Source organism: Microbulbifer sp. THAF38 (assembly GCF_009363535.1).
Lineage (GTDB): Bacteria > Pseudomonadota > Gammaproteobacteria > Pseudomonadales > Cellvibrionaceae > Microbulbifer.
In genome coordinates this window covers 188,684-211,033 of record NZ_CP045369.1, presented here as the reverse complement: position 1 = coordinate 211,033, position 22,350 = coordinate 188,684, and the positions used below count along the sequence as shown (strand labels likewise).

Here is a 22,350-nt window from a genome sequence, read left to right as displayed (position 1 = left end):
TAACGCTCGGCGATAAAAAAGCAGTAACTGATAATAGACAATGAATTCCACCGCCAATACGACGCCAAGTACTGCGGAGCAGCGCGAGCGTTTTGCCTTTTCGCTGTTTCTCGCTGGCGCCATTCACGCGCTTCTGATTTTTGGCGTGGCTTTTGCTACACCAGAAGGACGACAGGCAGCACCAACCCTGGAAGTCACCCTGTCCCAATATAATTCCCCACAAGCGCCGGAGGATGCCGACTACCTGGCTCAACACAACCAACAGGCCAGCGGCACGGCGGATACCCCAAAAGAATTATCCAGCAACCGCCGCGCCGAATTTGCCGATACGCAAATTCACGATGTCAATCCGCTGCCGCAACAACAGGCTGCACGGCCCGCTGACCAACGACGTCAGTTGATTACTACCATCGGCAACAGCCCTCTGCAGGCTCCAGAACTGCCCGCCGAAGAAAAGCTTTCCGATGAGAAACGCGGCGATGCGCCCAATGACTTGGCCAAGACCAATCCTAAAATTGCCAGCCTACAGGCACGCCTGGACAAGATCCGCCAGACTATCGCCCAGCGCCCGCGGGTGCGCAGGCTTACCTCTGTCGCAACCAAGGCCTCAGCGGATGCCGCCTATCTGCACGATTGGCGCCAGAAAGTTGAGGCCGTGGGCAGTGACAACTTCCCCGAGGAAGCACTGCAACAAAAAATCACCGGTAGCCTGCGTATGATGGTGCGTCTACTGCCCACAGGCGCCGTGGAGGAGGTAATCATCCTGAATTCTTCCGGTGAGCGTATCCTCGACGATGCCGCCCAACAGATTGTGCGCCTGGCAGCGCCCTTCGCACCTTTCCCTGCGGAGATTCGCAAAGAGGCCGACCGTCTCGAAATCATTCGTACCTGGCGTTTTGAAATGACCGGGTTCTCCACTACCGCAGGTGAGTTGCCCGAGCGCGGCTAAACTTGCCTTGCACGCAAGCGACCTAGAATCCAGCTATGCCCAACTCGAACATTGACAACGACCTGACCCTCGGCAGCTTGCGCGGCCAATTCCTACTGGCCATGCCCGGTATGGAGGACCCGCGCTTCAAGCACAGCATCGCCCTGATTGTTGAGCACAGCCAGGAAGGGGCTATGGGCATTGTGATCAACGCCCCCAGTAAGGTGCACTGGAGAGAAGTTTTCGAGCAGCTATCGCTACAGGATTCCAGCCAGCGGGGTGGTGAAGCCGTCCTGTTAGGCGGCCCAATCTCCCCGGAACAGGGCTTTGTTCTGCATGGTGCCGGCGTGCAGTTCGACTCAACCACCGAGATCAATATGGAGATCAGCCTCACCGCATCCAGGGATATTCTCGAATCCCTCGCCTCCGGGCACGGCCCCGACGATGTATTGCTGGCCCTGGGCTACTCCGGCTGGGGGCCGGGGCAGCTGGAGCAGGAGTTGGCGGAAAACGCCTGGCTGACACTGCCGGCGGAACCCGAAATTCTTTTTGCCACCCCTGTGGAAAAACGCTGGCAGAGCGCCGCAGCACGCCACGGCATCGACCTTTCCGGGCTTGGCTCTCAGGCCGGACACGCTTAGCCCATCCCGGTTATCATCCGCTCCGAGATTGATTTCCCAGAACCGGATGTTTCCCCTGATGAGCAAACCCATTACCGCCCTCGCCTTCGATTTTGGCACTCGTTCCATCGGCCTCGCCTATGGTCAGAGTCTGACCGCCAGCGCCAAAGAGCTACCGCCGCTGCCAGCAAAGGACGGCAAGCCGGACTGGAACACGGTGCAGCAACTGATCGATGAATGGCGGCCGCATTATTTGCTCGTGGGCCTACCGCTGAATATGGACGGTAGTGAAAGCGAATTCGGCGCACGTGCCCGAAAATTCGGTCAGCGCCTGCACGGACGCACCGGGTTGCCAGTGGAAATGATCGATGAACGCCTCAGCACCCGCGCGGCAAAGGAAGAGGCTGCGGAGCGCGGCCACCGGGGTAACTATGCCGATAACCCCGTGGATTCCATCGCCGCGCGCATCATCCTCGAGGACTGGCTGCGCGCGCGCCCCTGATACCCGCTCCCGTTGCCAGTGCAATCTGAGCCACAGCTGCCAGGGCTCTGATAGAATTGTCCGCCCATACAACCGAGTGACCGAACCCTATGCCCATTTCCCGTATCCGTATCGCCACCCGCGAAAGCGCCCTGGCCCTCTGGCAGGCCAATTTCGTCAAGGACCGCCTTCAGCAGGAGCACCCCGAATTACAGGTGGAACTGCTACCAATGACTAGCCGGGGCGACCGGGTGCTGGATATTCCCCTGACCAAGGTGGGCGGCAAAGGGCTCTTTGTGAAAGAGTTGGAAGTGGCCATGCTGGAAGGGCGTGCGGATATCGCCGTGCATTCCATGAAAGATGTGCCGATGGAATTTCCCGAGGGCCTCTACCTACCGGTAATTTGTGAGCGCGAAGATCCGCGCGATGCCTTCGTTAGCAACCAGTTTGCCAGTTTTGAAGAGCTGCCCCAGGGCGCGGTGGTAGGCACCTCGAGTCTGCGCCGCCAGTGCCAGCTTCTTGCCCACCGCCCCGATCTTGAAGTCAAGTTCCTGCGCGGCAACGTGAACACCCGCCTTGCCAAACTGGACGCGGGAGAATACGACGCCATTATTCTTGCAGCCGCCGGCCTGCTGCGCCTGGAAATGCGCGAGCGCATCCGCAGCTTTTTACCTTCCACGGTATTGCTACCCGCCGGAGGCCAGGGCGCCGTCGGCATCGAAGCCCGCAAGGACAGCGAGCTGGAAGCCCTGTTACAACCCCTGCACTGCCGTGAAACCGCCGCACGTCTCAGTGCCGAACGGGCGCTGGTCAAGCGCCTTAACGGCGGTTGCCAGGTTCCTATCGGCTGCTACGCCGAGCTGGAAGGCGACAATCTGTGGTTGCGCGGCCTGGTCGGCAGCCCCGATGGTACCACCATGATCCGCGCCGAAATCCGCGGTGCGGCAGAGGATGGCGAAGCACTGGGAATTCAACTCGCGGAACAGTTGCTGGAACAGGGTGCCGAAAAAATCCTTGCCGCGATTTGAGCCTAGGGCAGATCGATATGGCCAAAAGCCTGCACAACAAGCGAATATTGACTACTCGCCCTGCACACCAAGCCGACACCTGGGACGCGCTGTTGTGTGCCGAGGGCGCGACGGTTGACAGTATTCCCATGTTGGCGATCGCCCCCCTCACTGAGGGGACTGCTCAGCAGGCTATTAAAAAACGCATTCTCGATTTCGACCAAGTGGATTTTGCCATTTTCGTCTCCCAGAATGCGGTGCGCTACGCCGTCGACTGGCTGGAAGATTACTGGCCTCAGATACCCCAGGGGCCGCGCTATTTTGCCATTGGCGCGGCTACAGCGAAGGCTCTGTTGGCGCGTGGTATTTCCTGCGAACACGGTGGCGAGCATATGAATTCTGAAGACCTTCTCGCCCAGCCCGCTCTTCAAGAGATTTCCGAGCAACGGGTGCTGATTTTTCGCGGCGCAGGTGGGCGTACTCTGATTGGTGACACACTGCGCGCTCGCGGTGCGCGTGTGGACTACTGTGAGCTCTACCGCAGGTGTCTACCCACAAACGCCCCGGCAGATTTGGCCCAGTATGCTTTTGCCCCGGACGCCATCACTGTGCACAGCGGCGAGACACTTGCGAACCTGCACACCTGCATTGAGCGCTCAAATTGCGAGCGGCTACTGCAGGCCGCCCTTATCTGCCCCAGTGCGCGAGTGGCGGAACAGGCCCGGGCATTGGGCTTTACTCATGCCTACACCGCCCTGAATGCCGGAGACAGCGCTATGCTAGAAGCATTACTCAAGGCGCTAGGCTGAATTACTCTCGAATTCCCGGCCCGGTTGGGTTAAAAATCTCAAAACGAAGCCACCGGCGCTATTATGGTCGGCGCCACTCGCTATAATCCGACGACAATAACCAGCTGCACTCCATGCCCATGACCAACGAAAAACCCAAGGATAACTCCGCCTCCCCGGCGAAGGAACTCACCTCCGATACACTGGCCAAGGGGGAGAGCAAGAGTAATTTTGCCAAGGCAGCACAGGGCAAAAATGATAAGACTTCTATGGAGGCGATGCCTAAAAAAAGCGGCGGCCACTGGTGGTGGCTGGTCTTTATCCTTTTGCTCATCGCCCTGATCGCTTTTGCCTGGTACAGCTGGCCCCAGCTGCGTAATCGCATCACTCAGCTGAACTTCTTCCCCACCAAACAGACTGTCTCCACCGAGAGAACTGAGCCTCAAAGCGAAGCCACAACATCAAACATTTCAGCAAGGCCAGATACCACTAGCCAAGCCGTACAAGAAACTTCCCCAACTACTTCGACAGTCCCACAACCGACAGCTGAGTCCCGCCCTCCTGTAGAACCCCAGCAAGCAGAAGTTCCAGCACCCTCCGCTCAGAGCCAGCAATTGGATCAACTTCAGCAGGCAGATACCGCTCTACGCAATCAAATTCAGTTGCAAACCCGCACTATTGCACAGCTGCAGCAACAGCTAGCGGGCATGCAGCGCAGTCTCACCGCACAGGGCAACCGCCTCAGCGAGCTGGGAAACGTGAGCCGCGAGGATTGGCAGCTGGCCGAGGCCGACTATTTGTTGCGTATGGCCAATCAGCGCCTGATGCTGGAAGACAATAGCCGCGCCGCCCTGGGTCTAGTCGAAAAGGTCGATACTATTTTGCGCCAGGTAAACCTTCCCGACCTGTACGGAGTACGCCAGCAACTGGCACGGGATATTACCGCTCTAAAACTGGTGGAAAATGTCGACCGGGAGGGGCTCTACTTGCGCCTGCGCGCCCTGGAAGAACAGTTGATTCACGCCTCAATCCAACCACAGTTTGATATGGCCCAGCCTCAGAAGGGGGAAACAAAAGCAGAGCCCACTCAGGAAAACCAATCCCCGTGGGAGCGCAGTTGGCAGCACTTTACCGCCTTCCTGCGCGACTCTGTTCGCCCCATCGACGGCGATATCAACCCAGTAATGCTCTCCCCACAAAGCGAAACCCGCTTTCGCCAAACTTTGCGTCTCAACATGGAACAGGCACAGCTGGCCCTGTTGCGCGGCGACTCTACCGTTTACAAAGACGCTTTGGAGAGCGCCCGCGAATTGCTCCTGACCTATGGCACTGCCAATGCCCAGCGCAACGCACTGGCACAACAATTGGCAGAACTCAGTGAACAGCCCATTCAAGCCCAAATGCCAGACTTAAATGCCTCGCAGGTCGCCCTTTACAATTACATCGAGCGGCTTCACAAAGCCTCCGGGCATGATGCCGGTACGGCGGAGGAGATCACCCAGTGAGGAAAGTGCTTTTTGCTGCGGTTGCCCTGCTACTGCTCGGCGCTCTGCTGCCGCAGATCAACCAAAATTATCCGGGGTACCTGGTGATCGGCTTCGGCGGCGAGTTGAACAAAGGGTATGAGATGAACCTTTGGTTCGCGATAGTCGCACTTGTCGCCCTGTTACTCGCCATATTTGTTCTCACCTGGATAGCCCGCAGCCTGTTTCGCGCTGTACGTGGCAGTGTCGACCGCCTGCGCTTCGGCCGCCAAAGAGTCGCACGCCGACGCCTCACCAGTGGTCTAGTGGAATTTATGGAGGGCAACTGGTCTCGAGCGCGTCGGCAACTCCTGAAAAGCGCACCACGCTCAGAAGCGCCGCTGATTAATTACCTGGCCGCCGCACGCAGTGCTCACGAACTGGGGTTTCGCGAGGAAGCTAACGAGTTACTGGCAAAAGCTGAAGCCTGTGGGGAAGACACTCGCCTGGCAGTGGCCTTGAGCCAGGCCCGCATGCAGCTGCAGGACAAGCACTACGAACAGTGTATCGCCAGTCTCAAGCGCGCTAAACAGTTGGAGCCCAAACATCCGGCCCTGCTGCAAATGCTCAAACAGGCCTACTACTCTCTGGGTGACTGGAGCAGCTTGAGAGAGCTGCTCCCTGAGCTGGAAAAGAATGCCAATATGCCCGAGGAAGACCTGCAAAAACTGGAGCGAGAAGTCTACGAACATCAACTCAACGAAGCCGCCAATCGCAACGATAGAGAGAAACTACACAGTATCTGGCACGGCCTGAATGGCCGCTGGCAGCGCAATGTAGAGCTCCGCAGCCTTTACGCTCGCCTCTTGCATCACAGTGGCGATGATGTCGAAGCAGAGAAGCACTTGCGTTGGTTGCTTAACCGCGAGTGGGCTCCCAAGCTGGCCAGCCTGTATGGCCGTCTCACAGGAGCAGATGCCGCTGCACAGCTCTCCGCCGCAGAGGGCTGGTTCAAGGAGTACGGCGAGAGCGCCGACCTACTCACCTGCCTCGGACGCCTGAGCATGCGCAATGAGCTGTGGGGCAAAGCACAACAGTATTTCGAGAAAAGCCTGTTACTGCGCCAGGATCCTGCAACTTCTGCAGAATTGGCGCGACTTTTCCAGGCTCTCGGTGAAAAAGACAAGGCCGCGCGCCTCTTTGAGGAGGGACTATTACAAGCAGTTCCAGACCTACCTCCTGTACCCATGCCTAGCCAGGACAAACCCCTGCTAGGAGTGCATGCCTAATTGGTTTTCTTGTGGCCCAGATAGCCTGGGCCCTTTCCCCTTAACACTCTTTGGCCCATAGTGAGCTTCCGCATCCGTTTTGAAGCTTGCTCCATGACAACGCCACAACAGTGCCTCTCAGCTATCACCATCATCTTTTCGATTCTCTTATCGAAATTTACGCTAGCCGCTGTTCCTCCTATTCAGCCACAGGATGAGTTGCTGAGCGGCTACGAGTATCCCTATCCAGTTAAGACTTTGGGGCTTTCCAAATTAGGGCAACCTGCCACTATGGCTTATATGGATGTTCCCTCAGGCACATCGGCACCTGCCAGGGGCACAGTGTTACTTCTACATGGCAAGAATTTTTCCGCCGCCTACTGGAAAGACAGCATCGTCGCACTCACGGAGCAGGGTTACCGGGTGATTGCACCGGACCAAATCGGCTTCGGCAAATCGGATAAACCATTAATGCAGTACAACCTTCACGGTATGGCCGCAGATACCAAAGCACTACTCAATAAACTGAAAGTGGATCGAGTATCTGTGGTTGGCCATTCCATGGGGGGCATGCTGGCGACACGCTTCTCTCTTTTGTACCCAGAGATGGTAGAGAAGCTCGTTTTGATTAACCCTATCGGTCTGGAGGATTGGAAACGCCTCGTGCCCTATGAGCCACTGGAAAAGGCGATACTCAGGGAGCAGGCACAGACGCCGGAAGGGATTAAGAACTACATGTCCAGGGCCTATTTTGATGGGAAATGGCAGGAATCCTACAACCCACTACTGGATATCCAGGCGGGATGGACTCTGGGTCCAGACTCTAACCATATAGCCAAGATTGATGCCCTCACCTCAGAAATGGTATTTACTCAACCGGTTTTGTATGAGTTTGAAGACCTGAAAGTACCCACCCTCCTGATTATCGGTACTCGGGATCGCACCGCGATTGGCCGCGCCCGCGCCGCCGAGCCTATCAAAAAAAATCTGGGGCGTTACGATCTGTTGGGTAAAAAAACAGCCGCCATGATTCCCGATACGAAGCTCATAGAGCTCGATGGTGTCGGGCACTTGCCACAGTTCGAAGCTTTCAATGATTATTTCAAGGCCTTGAGCCAATTCCTGAATGAAGAAGACCTGTAAAGCTCCAATTCATTCAACCCTTGAAAGCCAGCTATTAATCCGGCTTCACCCACACCAGTACAAAAGCAGGGTAAGAATATTTTAACAAACTACAGCTAAACCCTTTGTACAAAGAGTCTTCTTTAGACTTGCACGAGTAATTCCCAACTCGCACGCTTAGGCTTGAAGCTGAAATACAGGAGGGCAAACTTAAGGAAAGGCCTCTACAGTCGAGACAAATGACACGGATCAGGTACAGGAAGAGCTCTCGAACAAAACTCACTAAGCAGTACCTGATCCAGATAAATCAGAAACACGGCGACCGGGAAGATTAGATATTTGCAAACATACCGGCAAAAAGTAACATGGCTAAAAAAGTGATAACCCCCTGCAGAATGGCAATAATAATCCCTTTCAAAAACCCTGTTCCCAGTACCAACATGTAAGCGATTGCTGCCAATGGAATAGTCAAAAGAATCCCAGCACTATCACTGACACCGGGCAGCATCCCACCCACAATCCGCTGTACAATCAACGCCAGTAAAAGTGCAAACAGACAGTGAAAAACCCCAGTATTTCTTGCCCCCATCATGGCAGCAGCCATCTTTAATGGCAGAACCAAAACCGCTACCATAATGATTACAAAAAGAATCAACTCCATTTTTCACCCCTCCCTCATATTGTAGTTATTTGGCCTAATCCCCAAGGCCAACACGATGCAAAATGTATATCGGCCGTTTAGAACCAAATAAAAATGTCGCCTAATGTTAATTTTTTGACTTTTTGCTTAATTAACCGGCAACATAGCATCGAAGTATAGATGACATTACATCATACTACTTAAGCTACATCTCGTTGAGTTAGCCACAAAAAAAGCTGACAGGAAAATCATTGCCAGCTTTAATCCCGAGTAGGGCAGATTGATATACAGAAAATATAGATTTGACAGCTTATTTGCGTACTAGGCGTATGCTTGAGGGCTTTATTTCTCCATTTTCCATATAGCTCTCTGTGCGAAGGATCTTGTCATCCTCTAACCATTCGAAAGCCAAGCTATGCTGATGGTCCTCTTCTAAGCCCTCAAGGTTAGTAGCATCCTTAAAAGAAAACTCAATCTGCCCACTCTCATCACTTGAGGTAAGCTGCAAACGAGGCTGGTTTCCCTGAGGACAATAGTGGGTTGCCAATAAGTGGCCTTTATCCATATGGTAAATAGTCAGTGAATGAGATTCCCCTTTATACAACCAATTCTCCACCATAACGGTATCTCTAGCCGTCTGAGAAAAGTTAATATGGAAATTCCCGGCAGTGTCTCCTGCTTTTTTCCAATCTCCTTGAAGTGATTTTATTCGCTCGAATACTTCCCCACTCGTCAGATTGAGATCCCCTGCATTCACTGCCAACGAAAAACAGCATAAGGTAATTGAAAAACAATTAATAAAAGCTTTTTTTACTCTAATCATAATAGGTACTCCGTTTCCTAAAAAATAGATATTGATATTCTCCAGAACCCTTGAAATCATCTCAAAAAGTCATCTGTAGAATTTCAGAGAAATCAGATTCACCACTGGAATATCCTCTACAATTCATAATTATTATAATTGCATTAAGCGTTTGGTGATACGCCTCATCGCACCGGCAGATTTACTATCCACGTCACGATTCATCAGGATAATAAAGCCATCCCTACGATTTGGCTCAAAATACAAAGCGGTAAAAACCCCCAGGTCTGATCCCATATGCCCAATAAGTCCATTGCAATCTCTCCAAAAAAAGCGCTGGGAATCAGAAACCGACTTGCACAACTGTAAACGAAACATTTCCTGATACATTGCGTCAGACAAGAACTTCGCTACAGACCTGTCACGGTTATGAAAGAGTGCCAGTAGGAAATCACTGGGGTCTACAATACTATCGATGCAATATTAAAAGGGGTATCCAGGGTAACTGCCTTACCAGCTTCTACGTCCGCCATTCCATAGACTTGCTGAAAAACAAGCCTACCGTCCTTTATTCTTGAGACGGCCATACCAGGAATGGCTGCCTCTCTCATAATTGCGGGTATGAATTCTTCTATATTGGAAATTTCGGCGCTTTTCTCCTGCTGACTTGGCAATATAGCCCAAAATCCAAAAGCGCCAACAATGATTAGGCCGACGGCAAAAAATACTCTCATTTAACTCTCCCTCAAAATCAATCAAAGACTGTAATAAAGCCGATACCGGAATTCGACGTCATCAACCTTATCTATAGATGCGGAAATAGGAGAAAATGGTTAATGCAGGAAATCATAAACCAGAGCGCCTCTCGGGGCGCTCTATAGGAGAGCAATTAAAATAAAGTGCTGGGACAGTAATTATTCCAGACCCAGCTTGGACCAGATTTCATCGACCTTTTGGACCACCCGAGGGTCTTTCTCGATAGGATTTCCCCACTCTCTATTGGTTTCTCCCTGCCATTTATTGGTGGCATCAAAACCAATCTTCGAACCCAATCCAGAGACCGGCGAGGCAAAATCCAGATAATCAATTGGGGTATTTTCCACCATTACCGTATCACGCGCAGGGTCCATACGGGTGGTCATGGCCCAGATAACATCTTTCCAATCCCTTGCATTGACGTCATCATCGGTGACGATAACAAATTTGGTATACATAAACTGACGCAGGAAAGACCAGACTCCCATCATCACCCGCTTGGCATGGCCGGGATACTGCTTCTTCATGGTCACAACAGCGAGCCGGTAAGAGCAGCCTTCGGGCGGCAAATAGAAATCGACAATTTCTGGAAATTGCTTTTGTAAAATGGGCACAAATACTTCATTGAGCGCCTCCCCCAGGATTGCCGGTTCATCCGGCGGACGTCCTGTGTAAGTGCTGTGATAAATAGGTTTTTTACGATGGGTAATTTTCTCTACGGTAAACACCGGGAAGCTATCCACCTCATTGTAATAACCTGTGTGATCTCCATAGGGGCCTTCATCGGCCATATCATCGGGATAGATAAAACCTTCCAACACATATTCAGCACTGGCTGGAACCTGTAGATCACTGAGCAGGGCCCCTGTCACTTCGGTTTTATCGCCTCGTAACAGACCGGCAAAGGCATATTCAGAGAGGGTATCCGGGACTGGGGTAACGGCTCCCAATATAGTTGCCGGATCTGCACCGAGTGCAACAGCCACTGGGTAGGGCTCCCCAGGGTGCTTCTGGCACCAATCGCGGTAGTCCAGAGCGCCACCCCGATGGCTGAGCCAGCGCATGATGAGGCGATTTTTGCCGATCAACTGCATGCGATAAATGCCCAAATTTTGCCGCTTTTTCTCAGGGCCACGGGTAATCACTAGAGGCCAGGTCACCAGGGGAGCAGCATCTCCCGGCCAGCAGGTTTGGATGGGCAGTTTGGTGAGGTCTACCTGAGCTTTATCCAGGACGACCTGTTGACAGGCTGCTCCCTTGACCACCTTGGGCCCCATATTGAGCACCTGCTTGAAAACCGGCAGTTTTTCCCAGGCATCGCGTAAATTTTCTGGCGGCTGTGGCTCCTTGAGAAAAGCGAGCAGCTCGCCTACCTCGCGCAATTCATCAATATGCTCACGCCCCATCCCCAGCGCTACTCGCTCGGTAGTACCAAACAGATTGGCCAGTACCGGGGTATCGAAGCCTATGGGATTTTCAAATAGCAATGCCGGCCCCCCCGAGCGCAATACGCGATCAGAGATTTCCGTCATTTCCAATTTGGGATCTACTGGGAATTTGATCCGCTTGAGTTGGCCGCGCTTTTCCAATAACTGGATAAAATCACGCAGGTCTTTGTATTTCATGGTCTGCCGGTCGAGAAGAAAAATCCAACGCGCAGTGTAAAACAGAAATTACAAAATAGGGAATGGCCCCCTGAAGAAGGGTGCTAAAAATAAGAGGGGAAGAAACGGCCCGCAAACTATTAGCAGCGGGCCGAAAAAATCTTAAGCTAGCCCTAGCTTAGAAGCGGGGGCGACGCGGACGATCTTCGCGAGGCTTAGCTTCGTTCACGCGGATGTTACGGCCAGACAGAGGCTGGTCGTTCATCTCTTCGATCGCTTTGCGCGCTTCGTCGTCGTTAGGCATTTCTACGAAACCGAAGCCCTTAGAGCGGCCAGTCTCACGGTCAGTAATTACAGTAGCCCGAGAGATCTCTCCGAATGCGCCGAAAGCTTCGTGCAGGTCGTCAGAGGTTACCGCGTAGGCCAGATTTCCGATATAGATATTCACAAAAGGTTCTCACTAGATGTGTGGGCTGTCGTGCAGTCACAAATGAATAACCAGCTCCACCAGATTATCCATTTGAGATTGACCCTTTTAGGGTGTTACCCCTGGGTCAATTCTGTCGGGCGCTTACTATAAATCTCATACCCAGCGCCACGATGTGGAACTTTATATGCCTTATAGCTCGCCTTTTCAACTTTAATTCGCGCAAATAATCAATTTGTACGAATCTGAATATAAAAGGCGCCGATGTAGGCGCCTTTTATATAAAAAAATTATTTCCGTTTCATGGACAAGAAGAATTCGTCATTTGTCTTGAAATCTTTCAACTTGTCCACTAGGAACTCGGTCGAGGCTACATCTTCCATATCGTGTAGCAGCTTGCGCAAGATCCATACCCGCTGTAGCTCACCCTCAGGCATCAGCAGCTCTTCACGGCGGGTTCCTGAGCGTCGTACATTAATTGCCGGGTAAACACGTTTTTCAGCGATCTTACGATCCAGCTGCAACTCCATATTACCCGTGCCTTTAAATTCCTCGAAAATCACTTCGTCCATCTTCGAACCGGTATCGATCAGTGCAGTAGCAATAATAGACAGACTTCCGCCTTCTTCAATATTTCGGGCGGCACCGAAGAAACGCTTGGGCCTTTCGAGAGCGTGGGCATCCACACCACCGGTCAAAACCTTACCGGAACTGGGCACCGTGGTGTTGTAAGCACGAGCCAGGCGGGTGATAGAGTCAAGCAGGATCACCACATCTTTCTTGTGCTCTACCAGGCGCTTGGCTTTTTCGATAACCATTTCAGCAACCTGAACATGGCGTGCCGGCGGCTCGTCAAATGTGGAGGCAACTACTTCGCCGCGCACCGAGCGCTGCATTTCGGTAACCTCTTCCGGGCGTTCATCGATCAGCAAGACAATAAGGTGGCATTCCGGATTGTTGCGCGTAATAGCCTGGGCCATATTCTGCAACATAATCGTTTTACCGGCTTTTGGCGGCGCCACAATCAATCCCCGCTGCCCCTTACCGATAGGTGCAACCAAGTCGATAATACGGCCGATCAGGTCTTCGGAAGAGCCATTGCCACATTCCAGAGTTAAGCGATCGTTGGGAAAAAGCGGGGTGAGGTTTTCGAAAAGAATCTTATTGCGGGCATTTTCCGGTTTATCGAAATTAATTTCGTTAACCTTTAATAGAGCGAAATATCTCTCACCCTCTTTTGGCGGGCGAATTTTTCCGGAAATTGAGTCACCCGTGCGCAAATTAAATCGACGAATCTGGCTGGGAGAAACATAGATATCGTCCGGACCTGCGAGATAGGAGGAATCAGCGGAACGCAAAAATCCAAAACCATCTTGAAGGATTTCCAATACGCCGTCACCGTAAATATCTTCACCGCTTTTGGCGTGGCGTTTGAGAATATTGAAAATAATATCCTGTTTACGCGACCGAGCCAGGTTTTCCAGGCCCATGCCTTTGGCTATTTCAATCAACTCTTCAATGGGTTTGGTTTTTAATTCGGAGAGATTCATACCAATTGCTTATTAAGGTTTCTGTTGTCATTGGCGCGGACACGCCGGAAATAATTTGAGGAGGGGTTTTGAAAATCAGAGATTTGCTCGTCTATTTGCCCGGTACTCCAGGACTCCATGCCTTTCAATAGCGTAATACTCATTGGCTTTAGCTTTCCAGCGTTAAACGCTACGGGGAAAGCCGTCTCAATTAAGCTCAATTCGAGGAATAAATACGCCGGGAATGGTCAGGGACCTATGGGGGGGCGTTTTCTTCAGCTGGTCTTCACTGGATTCTCAGCTGACTGAACTATTACAGAATTACAGCCAGTATAACGGCTGTTTCTCATCCTGCAAAGAAATTTGCCTCCTTTGCAGGATGAATTAACCGGGATTACAGCTGGCTGTCGATAAACTCGGTTAGCTGAGCGCGAGACAGGGCGCCAACCTTGGTACCTTCCACATTGCCACCTTTAAACAGCAACAGGGTGGGAATACCGCGCACATTGTACTTCGCCGGGGTTTCCTTGTTGGCATCCACGTCAACTTTGACGATTTTCAGCTTTTCGCCATAGTGACCCGCGAGGTCTTCCAGGACCGGAGCGATCATTTTGCACGGGCCGCACCATTGCGCCCAAAAGTCCACCAGCACTGGGCCTTCAGCTTTGAGGACCTCAGCTTCGAACTCAGCGTCGGTTACGTTGATGATTGCGTGCTCGCTCATATTGCTTTCCTGTTCTTTAGTTACTCGATGCGGGGACACCGCGGGCGCATCATCTCACGATGCCGGCTGTGGGAATACAGCTGTACTGCGCCGGTCAGCCCAGAGTTTGGGGCATCAATCCCGTTTTCAAGCCCGGCTCGACATCAGGCCTGTTCCAAAAAGCGCTGTAGAATCTCATCAAGATAGTCAAATCCAAAAGTGCTGGCAGCGATGCGCGTTTCCAGTGGCTGTACTAGGTCCATGGCCATCAGGCCCGACCAGTGACGCTCTAAGACCTCCAATGATAGGCCGGTATAGCGCTCAAAAGTACCCACCGGAACGCCCTCCACCAGGCGAAGGGCGTTCATCAGGAATTCCAGGGGCATATCGCTGGCTTCGATCGGATCAGTATGGGGTTCAGACAGTGCCCGGTGTAGCAGCTCTTCCCCCTGGAGCCCGATCGATAAGTAATCTCTTGGAGTGCGCGTGCGTCGACTGCGCAGTATCCGGCCCTCTGCAGGCAAACTGACCTTGCCGTGGGCCCCCGCACCGATGCCCAGATAATCGCCAAAGCCCCAATAGTTGAGGTTGTGGCGCGACTCCAAACCCCTGCCACTATAGGCGGACACCTCATAGCGAAAATATCCCTCCGAAGCCAGGAATTCGCGACCTTGGCTCTGCATACTGGCAATCAGCTGTGATCCCGGTGTCGAGGGAGGGGCGCTGTAGAACGCCGTATTGGGTTCAATGGTCAATTGATACCAGGAGATATGCTCCGGCGCCAGGGAGACTGCGCGCTGAAGGTCCTCCAGTGCCTCGGCTTCAGTCTGCCCGGGTAGACCGTGCATGAGATCGAGGTTGATATTGTCGAAGCCGGCCCGCCGTGCCATCCGTAGGGCCCCACTGGCCTCTTCGCCACTGTGGATACGGCCCAGGTTGTGCAACTGGCTATTGTCAAAACTCTGCACACCAATCGAAAGTCGGTTGACCCCTGCAGCTCGATAGCCGGTGAACTTTGCCTGCTCGAAAGTGCCTGGGTTTGCCTCCAGGGTAATTTCAATATTTTCGCTGAAACCCACCAACTCCTCGGCCATCGCAAGGATTTGGCCGATCGCCTCTGGAGAGAACAGGCTCGGGGTACCACCACCAAAGAAAATAGACTGGAGCTTGCGCCCCTGTACCCAAGGCAGCTGGCTGATCAAATCACGGCGCAACTGTGCCACATAGTCCGCCTGCGGTAGAGCATATTCCGTATCCGTGTGATCCCTAGAGGCCTGATGGGAATTGAAGTCACAGTAGGGACATTTGCGCACACACCAGGGGATATGCACGTAGAGGCTGAGTGGCGGCAACTGCAGACCGCAGTTACTATTTGGCAAGGTGGGCACCCAACATCATTTCACGCCACATAGATTCAAACGCCGCCACTGCCTGGGCGCGGTGGCTGATACGGTTTTTCAGCTCTCTCGGCATCTGCGCAGAAGTCATACCCTCGCTATCCACGAAGAACAGCGGATCGTAGCCGAAGCCCTGTTCACCGGCGGGCTTGTCGAGTATTCGGCCGCGCCACTGAGCGCTGCACACCAGGGGGACGGGATCATCGAAACTGCGAACAAAGGCCAGGGCACAATGGAAGCTGGCGCTACGGCGCGCCTCTTCAACGCCATTTAAAGCCTCAAGCAGTTTGCTGTTATTGCGTGCATCCGTGGCCCCCTCGCCGGAATATCGCGCCGAATAGATACCCGGCGCACCACCGAGCGCATCCACCGCCAATCCAGAGTCATCGGCCAACGCAGGAAGGCCACTGATCCGGCTGGCATGGCGCGCCTTGATCAAAGCATTTTCAATGAAGCTGAGCCCGGTCTCCTCCGCGTCGCTAACGCCGAGCTCAGATTGGGGCAGAACCTCAATATCCCAGCTGTTGAAGAGTTGGGAAAACTCGCGCAATTTGCCGGCGTTGCCGCTGGCTAGAACAATTCTTTTTAACATGTCGTATCAAATAAAAAACGGGCTCTGGGCCCGCAAAGGATTCAATTTAAAAGAGATCCCCCTCTGATGGCGCCGCTGGCAGCCGTAAAAACTAGAGGGGGTCACTCACTCAGATCACTCGCAACAGCCGCTAGAGTTTGCGGCGAAAGGAAATCGTCTCTTTCTTGCCATTGGGTAGGGTCACATCCACGTTGAACGTGAGGGTCTCCTCATTCTCATAGCGCAAGGGCGCCAGGTAGTAGACCGCATCGCCCTCGCGGATTTCTTTAAACTTCAGCGGTCGCGACTGCTGAATCAGATTTGTCGCATTGCCGGACATCTCCGCGCTGAGGCCCTTGGTACCACCATCTTTTTTCACCACAGAGACATTGACGTAAGCGCGGTCTTTAGCCCTCACCAGCTGGTACTGCTGGGCGATGTCGGGCTGGATAAAGTCGCTGTTGAACACCGAGAAAATCACCCGGTAATCTCCGAAGTCCTCGTAATTCTTAATAACGCGGGCCTGTTGTGCCATGGCACCAGCGGCCAGAAAGAATAGCGCCAGAGCGGCAGCGACATTAACGATGCGGTTCACGGGTCACCTCCAATTGTTATGGGCGCCTTTCAACTGAATAACCGGGCAGACCCGGCTGTTTGACCAGAGCGATAACCACCCCTATCAGCAGTTTGCCCCAGAGACCCGGAACAAAAACTTGGCGCAGATATTAGTTTAGCGAGTCAGGTGGTATATCGCGGTCTCACCGAATAAATTTGGCAAAAAGTCTTTAAAGGCCACCCCTAATTTCGACTCAGATACTACCTGGCGGTGCAAAATAGTCCAATCGTTCTGCCGGCACAGCACCTCAAAGTCCCTGAAAGTACAAAAGTGAATATTAGGTGTGTCATACCACTCGAATGGTAATAGATCGGATACCGGCATACGCCCGGAAAAAGCCAAGTGCCAGCGGGCCTTCCACTGGCCAAAGTTGGGGAAGGTGATAATACAGTCGCGCCCAACCCGTAACATTTCACCCACCACCAGATGCGGGTGACTCAGAGTTTGCAGGGCCTGGGTCATCACCACAGTATCGAAACTGGCATCGGCAAAATTGGTCAGCCCCGCATCCAGGTTTTGCTCAACCACATTAACGCCACGCTGCACACAACGGTGTATCTGCTCTGGATCTATCTCCAGACCATAACCCACAACATTTTTGTTCTGTTGAAGCTGCTGCAGCAATTCGCCATCACCACAGCCCAGGTCGAGAACCCGGCTTGCGGGCGCTATCCATTCCTGAATTACATTGAGATCTATACGCATACTGGCTGCCCTGCTTCGTGCTCCACCGCCACACGTTGCATGTAGGCACGAAAGACACCCTCATAGCGCTTATTTGGCAACAGGAAGGCATCGTGCCCCATGGCGGACTCTATTTCTGCATAACTCACCGCTCGATTGGCGTGCATTAACGCATCGGCAATTTCCCGCGAGCGGCTGGGGGCAAAGCGCCAGTCCGAGGTAAAGGAAATCAATAAAAAGCGACAGCGCGCATGGGAAAAGGCAGCTACCGGATCGTCGTTATACTCCCGTGAGAGGTCGAAATAATCCAGCGCGCGAGTCATAAGGACGTAGGTATTGGGATCAAAACTGCTGGAAAAACTATCACCCTGGTAGCGTAAATAGCTCTGGATCTGGAATTCAACTTCCTCGTCGGTACCCTGCTGAAAACTGCCGGAGCGCAGTTCGCGACCAAATTTATGCGCCAAACCATCGTCGGAAAGATAGGTAATGTGACCTATCATACGCGCGACAGCCAGGCCTCCGCGGGGCAGTTTACCTTCCTCAAGGTAGCGCCCTGCACAGAAATCCGGGTCCGAGGTTATCGCCTGGCGTGCGGTCTCATTGAAAGCGATATTCTGCGCCGAGAGTTTCATCGCCGAAGCAATCACTACACAGTGGCGCAAACGCTCCGGGTACTCCAAAGACCAGCGCATCGCCTGCATCCCCCCCAGACTGCCACCAATTACCGCAGCCCACTGCTCTATACCAAGCGCATCTGCCAGGCGGGCTTGGCTGTGCACCCAGTCGCGCACCCGCAAAGAGGGAAAATCCGGGCCCCAGGGTTTACCCGTAGCCGGATTGATAGAAATAGGGCCGGTGGAGCCGTGGCAGCCGCCGAGGTTATTGACCGCCACCACGAAAAATCTATTAGTGTCGATGGGCTTACCGGGACCGATATAGTGGTCCCACCACCCTGGGCGCTTGTCCTCGGGGCTGTGCCTGCCTGCGGCATGGTGGTGACCGGATAGCGCATGGCAAATCAATACCGCATTGGTTTTATCGACATTCAATTCGCCATAGGTTTCATAGACCAGGGTGTAGTCCTGTAAAACACGCCCGCAGGCCAACTGCAGAGGTTCACAAAACTTGTGGCTCTTTGCTGTTACAAGACCTACAGAGCCCTCTTCAGCGGTCTTTAGTGCCTCGCGGGAGGCGCTGGGGTTTTCCGTGGACAAAGTAATAATTTCTGTGGGTTATTTGGCGGTCGGCTATTGCCTCTGCAGCAAGTGTACGAGAGTGCTGCAACTTATGACAATTGCCAACCGCCAGCGAGGATCTTAAGTCGTGAGGGCCGGTTTCAGCGGGGTGACATTGTGCGCGCGAGGCGCCGGTGCCAAAGGCTGTGGCGCCGAGGTGTTGTGGCGCAGCAAATCCTCCAGCCCCGACAGGGCCCGGTCATTGCGCAGTACTTCATCCTCAAGAGTGCGCAAATCCGTGTGCCGGCTTCGCGTCTTCTGCTTTAACTCGGTCAGCTTGATCAAGTGGCGGTTCAGCAGGTGTTTTTGATATTGGGTATGCTGCTTGAGTGGCTCCAGGGCCTGCTCCAGCCAGTTTTCCGCCGCCTTGCCCATCTCTGTATAGAGACGCCCTACCTCGCTGGCCAGTGTAGTGATAAAGCGCTCACTCAAACGATTGCGCCGCGCCAGCAAAAGCTGCGGAGAGCGCCGCAACTGGGCCGCTTGGCGGTGCAGGCCGCGCAGGGTCATACGGAATTGGCGAATGGTGAAGTATTGTTCGACACTGTCCACCTTCTTCAGGCTGGAGCGCTCAAAAATCGCATCCAGCAGACGGTTGGCCTGATCCACTTCCCGCTCTAGATTGGCAAGCTGGCAATCGACACCCTCCATAAAGGTGTCTATAGCCTTGGCGAGTCCCATTGGTGTCCAGCGTTTATGCAGCGCTTTACTGGTTTCATCGATCAATAGTTGTAACTGCTGCAAAGTTATAGGCGCTAGCAGCGAAGTGCTCTGCCGCATCAGCATACGCTGACTGGATTTTAGGGTGAGCAACTCTTGATGGCAGAGTTTGTGCTGTTCGCGCACAGTCTGCTGCAGCTGATCCAGCTCGGCCAATTGTTCTTCGGTGCTGGCACTATTGCGCTGCAAATGCATCAGCGCCGCACGGCCGCTATTGAGACGGCGCTTGAGCAAATCGCGGGTATCCGCCATCAAGGTCAGGGCTTGGTGCAGCGAACGGTGTTCCGCCACTTTTTGACGGTGCTCCAGCAAACGCTGAACCAGCAGCTTCTCAAAATCGGTAAAACAGCTCTTACGCAGTAATTCGATATCCTGCTGCTGGCGCGCCAGCAGTGCCATTTTTGCCGAGACCCCGGCGACACTTTCCTGCGGAAGGGACAGCAACTTGGCAACCTGGGAGCGCATGCGCCGCAGCAGTTGTTGCGCATCTTCGTCTGGGTCATCCCAGAGCACATCCATCTTATTCAGCAGCGCCATAACCGCGGTGCCGCGATGTTCGCGCAGGGGAGCCAAGTGAGTCTCCCACATATTCATATCGGTGCCGCTGACACCGGCATCGGCGGCCAGCAGGAATGCCACGGCCTGGGCACCGGGCAGCGTGCTGAGAGTCAACTCCGGCTCATTGCCCAAGGCGTTGAGCCCCGGTGTATCAATAATCCGCAGCCCCTGATCCAGAAGTGGGTGTGGCAGGCAGATCAATGCGTACCGCCAGGCGGGAATTTCTACCAAATTGCCTTTGTCATCCAGGTGACGGCGATCGAAGCCATAACGGGCGGCCTCCTCCGGCAATACCGACTTGGTGGCGGCCACCTTCAACAGCGCTTCGCGGGTCGCCTCGGGGTTGTTGGCGTCGAACTCGTGCGTGACCCACTTCTGCGGAATTCGCCGGAAGCTCTCGAGGCTGGTATTGGTCGCCAGGGTCTCTATAGGCAACAGGCGCAGGCTGGCGCGCTCTCCGCCATCGCTAAAGATCTCCGTCGGGCACATGGTGGTGCGACCGGGCTTCGAGGGCAACAGACGCTGGCCGTAGGTCTGCGCCAACAGTGCGTTGATCAGCTCGGTTTTGCCGCGGGAAAACTCGCCCACAAATACCAGAGTGAACTGATCGTCAGTCAGTAGCGCTCGGGCCTGCTGCACAACCTGGCAGGCGCCGGCAGAGTTGGGGAAATGTTGCTGTAACCACTGACTGAACTGGGCGAACTGCCGATCCAGGTTCTTCTTCCAGCGGTCGTATTCAGAGATATGTTGGCGTAGGAGTGCGTCTTCCATTTCACAGTGTTCTTGTTATTTATACTCTGCAGGCTACCGGCCCAGGCTACTCAAAGTAGAGACGGGCCGGTAATCGTTAGTATAAAAGTCTAACACTGCGCCAGATGCGATCCAGTGCGCGTGGTGGAAGAAAAGCGCACAGTCACCGATTTAAAAACCGGGGATATGCCAGAAGAGGCTGTATACGAAGCGCGGCATATTGGCCATACCGGCAAAGCCCAGTAGTAACTTATCCGCCACCGTGAGCAGGATAAACACGAAGATAGGGCTGATATCGATCACCCCCAGAGGTGGGATCAGGCGGCGTATCGGTGCGCAGAAGGGCTCCAGCAGCTGGCGCAATAGCATCAGCGCCGGGTGGCTGCTTTGCGGAGCAATCCAGCTGAACACGATAGAGATCAACATGCCCACAAACACCACCGCAATCACGGTAGCCACACAGCCGATCAGAGACCAAAGCAGTGCGCTCAGGGGATTGAACAAGCCAAAACCGGCAAACGCACCGCAAACCAAAATCATTACCAGCCCGACAAGCAGGGCGAGTACCACCGAAGCCATATCCACACCGAAAAGACCCGGAACCACTTTGCGCAGAGGCAGTAGCAGTGGGTTGGTGACCTTCACAATGCCCTGGGAAATCGGGTTATAGAAATCCGCACGGGCCAACTGCAGCAAGAATCGCATCAACACTGCAAACAGGTAGAGGATACCCAGGGTAGCCACCAGGAAAACGCCGATGTTGCTAAAGGTACTTGTCATTGAAAATCCCTAAAGAGTGATTAACTCGCGGCGCAGCCTGCACCATTTATTGTGTTGATTAGTTTATTGGTCCAGTTCGCGAGCCATCTCTGCAGCGCGCTCGGCACAATCACGCATGGCATCGGCCACTAACTGCGGCAGGCCGCCCTGCTCAAAGCGCTGCACAGCGCGCTCGGTGGTACCACCCGGCGACATCACATTGCGCTTCAACTGGGCTACATCGACATCACTGGTCATGGCCAGTTTGGCGGCGCCCAGTGCAGTTTGCAACACGAGGCGCTCGGCGTCGGCGCGGGCAAAGCCACTGGCCGCGGAGGCGTCGATCATCGCCTCCATAAACTGAAAGAAATACGCCGGCGCCGACCCCGCTACAGCGATCACCTGGTCGATTCCCTCTTCCTTATCCACCCACAGAGAGATACCCACTGCGTTGACTATGCGCTCAGTAATGGCGCGGTGCTCCGCAGTTACCGCCTCATCGGCAAACAACCCAGTTACCCCACTCTGCACTAGAGCCGGTGTATTGGGCATAGCTCGCACAATCGGCAGATGCTCCCCCAGCCAACGCTGGTAAGCGGCCAGGGGGATACCTGCGGCCAGAGTAATAATCAGCGGTTTACGTCCTTTCAGGTGGGGGCGCAAATCCATGCACAGATCGCGCATCACCTGGGGCTTTACCGACAGAACAATCACATCGGCTTCATCAATCGCGGCAATATTATCATCGTGCGCCACCACGCCATGACGCTTAGCAAAAGCCTCGAGTTTCAGGAGGTCGCGCCCGGTAGCCACAATCCTATCCGCCGGATATCCCGCCGCCAGCAGGCCACCGATTACCGCACCGGCCATATTGCCGGCACCGCCAATAAAAACAATTCTGGGATTTGTTGCAGTCACT

At 53.8% G+C, this 22,350-nt stretch carries 24 protein-coding genes; 8 read left to right on the top strand and 16 right to left on the bottom strand.

Annotated features, from left to right (window positions below):
- Nucleotides 1–40: 40 nt before the first annotated feature.
- From FIU95_RS01005 to FIU95_RS00970, 8 genes are all read left to right on the top strand, one after another.
- Nucleotides 41–949, top strand: a complete 909-nt coding sequence (locus FIU95_RS01005) for an energy transducer TonB (RefSeq protein ID WP_152450663.1) — start codon at nt 41–43, stop codon at nt 947–949.
- Between the two features lie 35 nt (nt 950–984).
- Nucleotides 985–1,569, top strand: a complete 585-nt coding sequence (locus FIU95_RS01000) for a YqgE/AlgH family protein (protein WP_152450661.1) — start codon at nt 985–987, stop codon at nt 1,567–1,569.
- Nucleotides 1,570–1,627: 58 nt separating this feature from the next.
- The gene (gene ruvX / locus FIU95_RS00995; protein WP_152450659.1) at nt 1,628–2,050 is read left to right on the top strand and encodes a Holliday junction resolvase RuvX; all 423 of its coding nucleotides are present in this window, start codon (nt 1,628–1,630) and stop codon (nt 2,048–2,050) included.
- A gap of 89 nt (nt 2,051–2,139) precedes the next feature.
- Entirely contained in the window at nt 2,140–3,057 is a 918-nt protein-coding gene (gene hemC / locus FIU95_RS00990; RefSeq protein WP_152450657.1) for a hydroxymethylbilane synthase, read from the top strand.
- A gap of 17 nt (nt 3,058–3,074) precedes the next feature.
- A complete protein-coding gene (locus tag FIU95_RS00985; protein ID WP_152450655.1) occupies nt 3,075–3,845 on the top strand; it encodes a uroporphyrinogen-III synthase in 771 nt (256 codons plus the stop codon).
- Nucleotides 3,846–3,958: 113 nt separating this feature from the next.
- Nucleotides 3,959–5,329, top strand: a complete 1,371-nt coding sequence (locus FIU95_RS00980) for a uroporphyrinogen-III C-methyltransferase (RefSeq protein ID WP_152450653.1) — start codon at nt 3,959–3,961, stop codon at nt 5,327–5,329.
- The gene (locus FIU95_RS00975; protein WP_152450651.1) at nt 5,326–6,576 is read left to right on the top strand and encodes a heme biosynthesis HemY N-terminal domain-containing protein; all 1,251 of its coding nucleotides are present in this window, start codon (nt 5,326–5,328) and stop codon (nt 6,574–6,576) included. The genes FIU95_RS00980 and FIU95_RS00975 overlap by 4 nt, the downstream gene beginning before the upstream one ends.
- A 93-nt stretch (nt 6,577–6,669) precedes the next feature.
- Complete coding sequence (locus FIU95_RS00970) at nt 6,670–7,698, top strand: alpha/beta fold hydrolase (RefSeq protein ID WP_152450649.1); 1,029 nt, start codon at nt 6,670–6,672, stop codon at nt 7,696–7,698.
- A gap of 310 nt (nt 7,699–8,008) precedes the next feature.
- Here the strand turns inward: FIU95_RS00970 and FIU95_RS00965 are convergent, their stop codons facing one another.
- The 16 genes from FIU95_RS00965 to proC form a co-directional block, all read right to left on the bottom strand.
- Nucleotides 8,009–8,338 (bottom strand): hypothetical protein, encoded by a 330-nt coding sequence (locus FIU95_RS00965; RefSeq protein ID WP_152450647.1) that lies wholly within the window; start codon nt 8,336–8,338, stop codon nt 8,009–8,011.
- 289 nt (nt 8,339–8,627) lie between these two features.
- Nucleotides 8,628–9,140, bottom strand: coding sequence for a hypothetical protein (locus FIU95_RS00960; RefSeq protein WP_152450645.1), 513 nt, complete (start codon nt 9,138–9,140; stop codon nt 8,628–8,630).
- Between the two features lie 132 nt (nt 9,141–9,272).
- The gene (locus FIU95_RS00955) at nt 9,273–9,521 is read right to left on the bottom strand and encodes a hypothetical protein (RefSeq protein ID WP_152450643.1); all 249 of its coding nucleotides are present in this window, start codon (nt 9,519–9,521) and stop codon (nt 9,273–9,275) included.
- A gap of 59 nt (nt 9,522–9,580) precedes the next feature.
- Nucleotides 9,581–9,853, bottom strand: a complete 273-nt coding sequence (locus tag FIU95_RS00950; protein ID WP_152450641.1) for a serine hydrolase — start codon at nt 9,851–9,853, stop codon at nt 9,581–9,583.
- Between the two features lie 180 nt (nt 9,854–10,033).
- Complete coding sequence (ubiD, locus tag FIU95_RS00945) at nt 10,034–11,500, bottom strand: 4-hydroxy-3-polyprenylbenzoate decarboxylase (protein ID WP_152450639.1); 1,467 nt, start codon at nt 11,498–11,500, stop codon at nt 10,034–10,036.
- A 157-nt stretch (nt 11,501–11,657) separates the two neighbouring features.
- Nucleotides 11,658–11,927 carry an RNA-binding protein gene (locus tag FIU95_RS00940; RefSeq protein WP_020413665.1) on the bottom strand — a complete coding sequence of 90 codons (270 nt, stop codon included), beginning with the start codon at nt 11,925–11,927 and terminating at the stop codon, nt 11,658–11,660.
- Between the two features lie 269 nt (nt 11,928–12,196).
- Nucleotides 12,197–13,456, bottom strand: a complete 1,260-nt coding sequence (gene rho / locus FIU95_RS00935; RefSeq protein ID WP_108731406.1) for a transcription termination factor Rho — start codon at nt 13,454–13,456, stop codon at nt 12,197–12,199.
- A gap of 373 nt (nt 13,457–13,829) precedes the next feature.
- Nucleotides 13,830–14,159 carry a thioredoxin TrxA gene (gene trxA, locus FIU95_RS00930; protein WP_152450637.1) on the bottom strand — a complete coding sequence of 110 codons (330 nt, stop codon included), beginning with the start codon at nt 14,157–14,159 and terminating at the stop codon, nt 13,830–13,832.
- Between the two features lie 143 nt (nt 14,160–14,302).
- Nucleotides 14,303–15,517 carry a radical SAM family heme chaperone HemW gene (gene hemW, locus FIU95_RS00925; RefSeq protein WP_216646288.1) on the bottom strand — a complete coding sequence of 405 codons (1,215 nt, stop codon included), beginning with the start codon at nt 15,515–15,517 and terminating at the stop codon, nt 14,303–14,305.
- Nucleotides 15,507–16,127 (bottom strand): RdgB/HAM1 family non-canonical purine NTP pyrophosphatase, encoded by a 621-nt coding sequence (gene rdgB / locus FIU95_RS00920; protein ID WP_152450633.1) that lies wholly within the window; start codon nt 16,125–16,127, stop codon nt 15,507–15,509. Before rdgB ends, hemW begins: the two co-directional genes overlap by 11 nt.
- A gap of 130 nt (nt 16,128–16,257) precedes the next feature.
- On the bottom strand, nt 16,258–16,701 hold the full coding sequence (locus FIU95_RS00915; protein ID WP_152450631.1) for a DUF4426 domain-containing protein: 444 nt from the start codon (nt 16,699–16,701) through the stop codon (nt 16,258–16,260).
- Between the two features lie 135 nt (nt 16,702–16,836).
- On the bottom strand, nt 16,837–17,427 hold the full coding sequence (metW, locus tag FIU95_RS00910; RefSeq protein WP_152450629.1) for a methionine biosynthesis protein MetW: 591 nt from the start codon (nt 17,425–17,427) through the stop codon (nt 16,837–16,839).
- Nucleotides 17,418–18,623 carry a homoserine O-acetyltransferase gene (locus FIU95_RS00905; protein WP_152450627.1) on the bottom strand — a complete coding sequence of 402 codons (1,206 nt, stop codon included), beginning with the start codon at nt 18,621–18,623 and terminating at the stop codon, nt 17,418–17,420. The genes metW and FIU95_RS00905 overlap by 10 nt, the downstream gene beginning before the upstream one ends.
- Nucleotides 18,624–18,725: 102 nt before the next feature.
- A complete protein-coding gene (locus FIU95_RS00900) occupies nt 18,726–20,693 on the bottom strand; it encodes a dynamin family protein (RefSeq protein ID WP_152450625.1) in 1,968 nt (655 codons plus the stop codon).
- A gap of 150 nt (nt 20,694–20,843) precedes the next feature.
- Nucleotides 20,844–21,452, bottom strand: a complete 609-nt coding sequence (locus tag FIU95_RS00895) for a YggT family protein (RefSeq protein ID WP_152450623.1) — start codon at nt 21,450–21,452, stop codon at nt 20,844–20,846.
- Between the two features lie 63 nt (nt 21,453–21,515).
- Nucleotides 21,516–22,349, bottom strand: coding sequence for a pyrroline-5-carboxylate reductase (gene proC / locus FIU95_RS00890; protein ID WP_253868782.1), 834 nt, complete (start codon nt 22,347–22,349; stop codon nt 21,516–21,518).
- Nucleotide 22,350 lies beyond the last annotated feature (1 nt).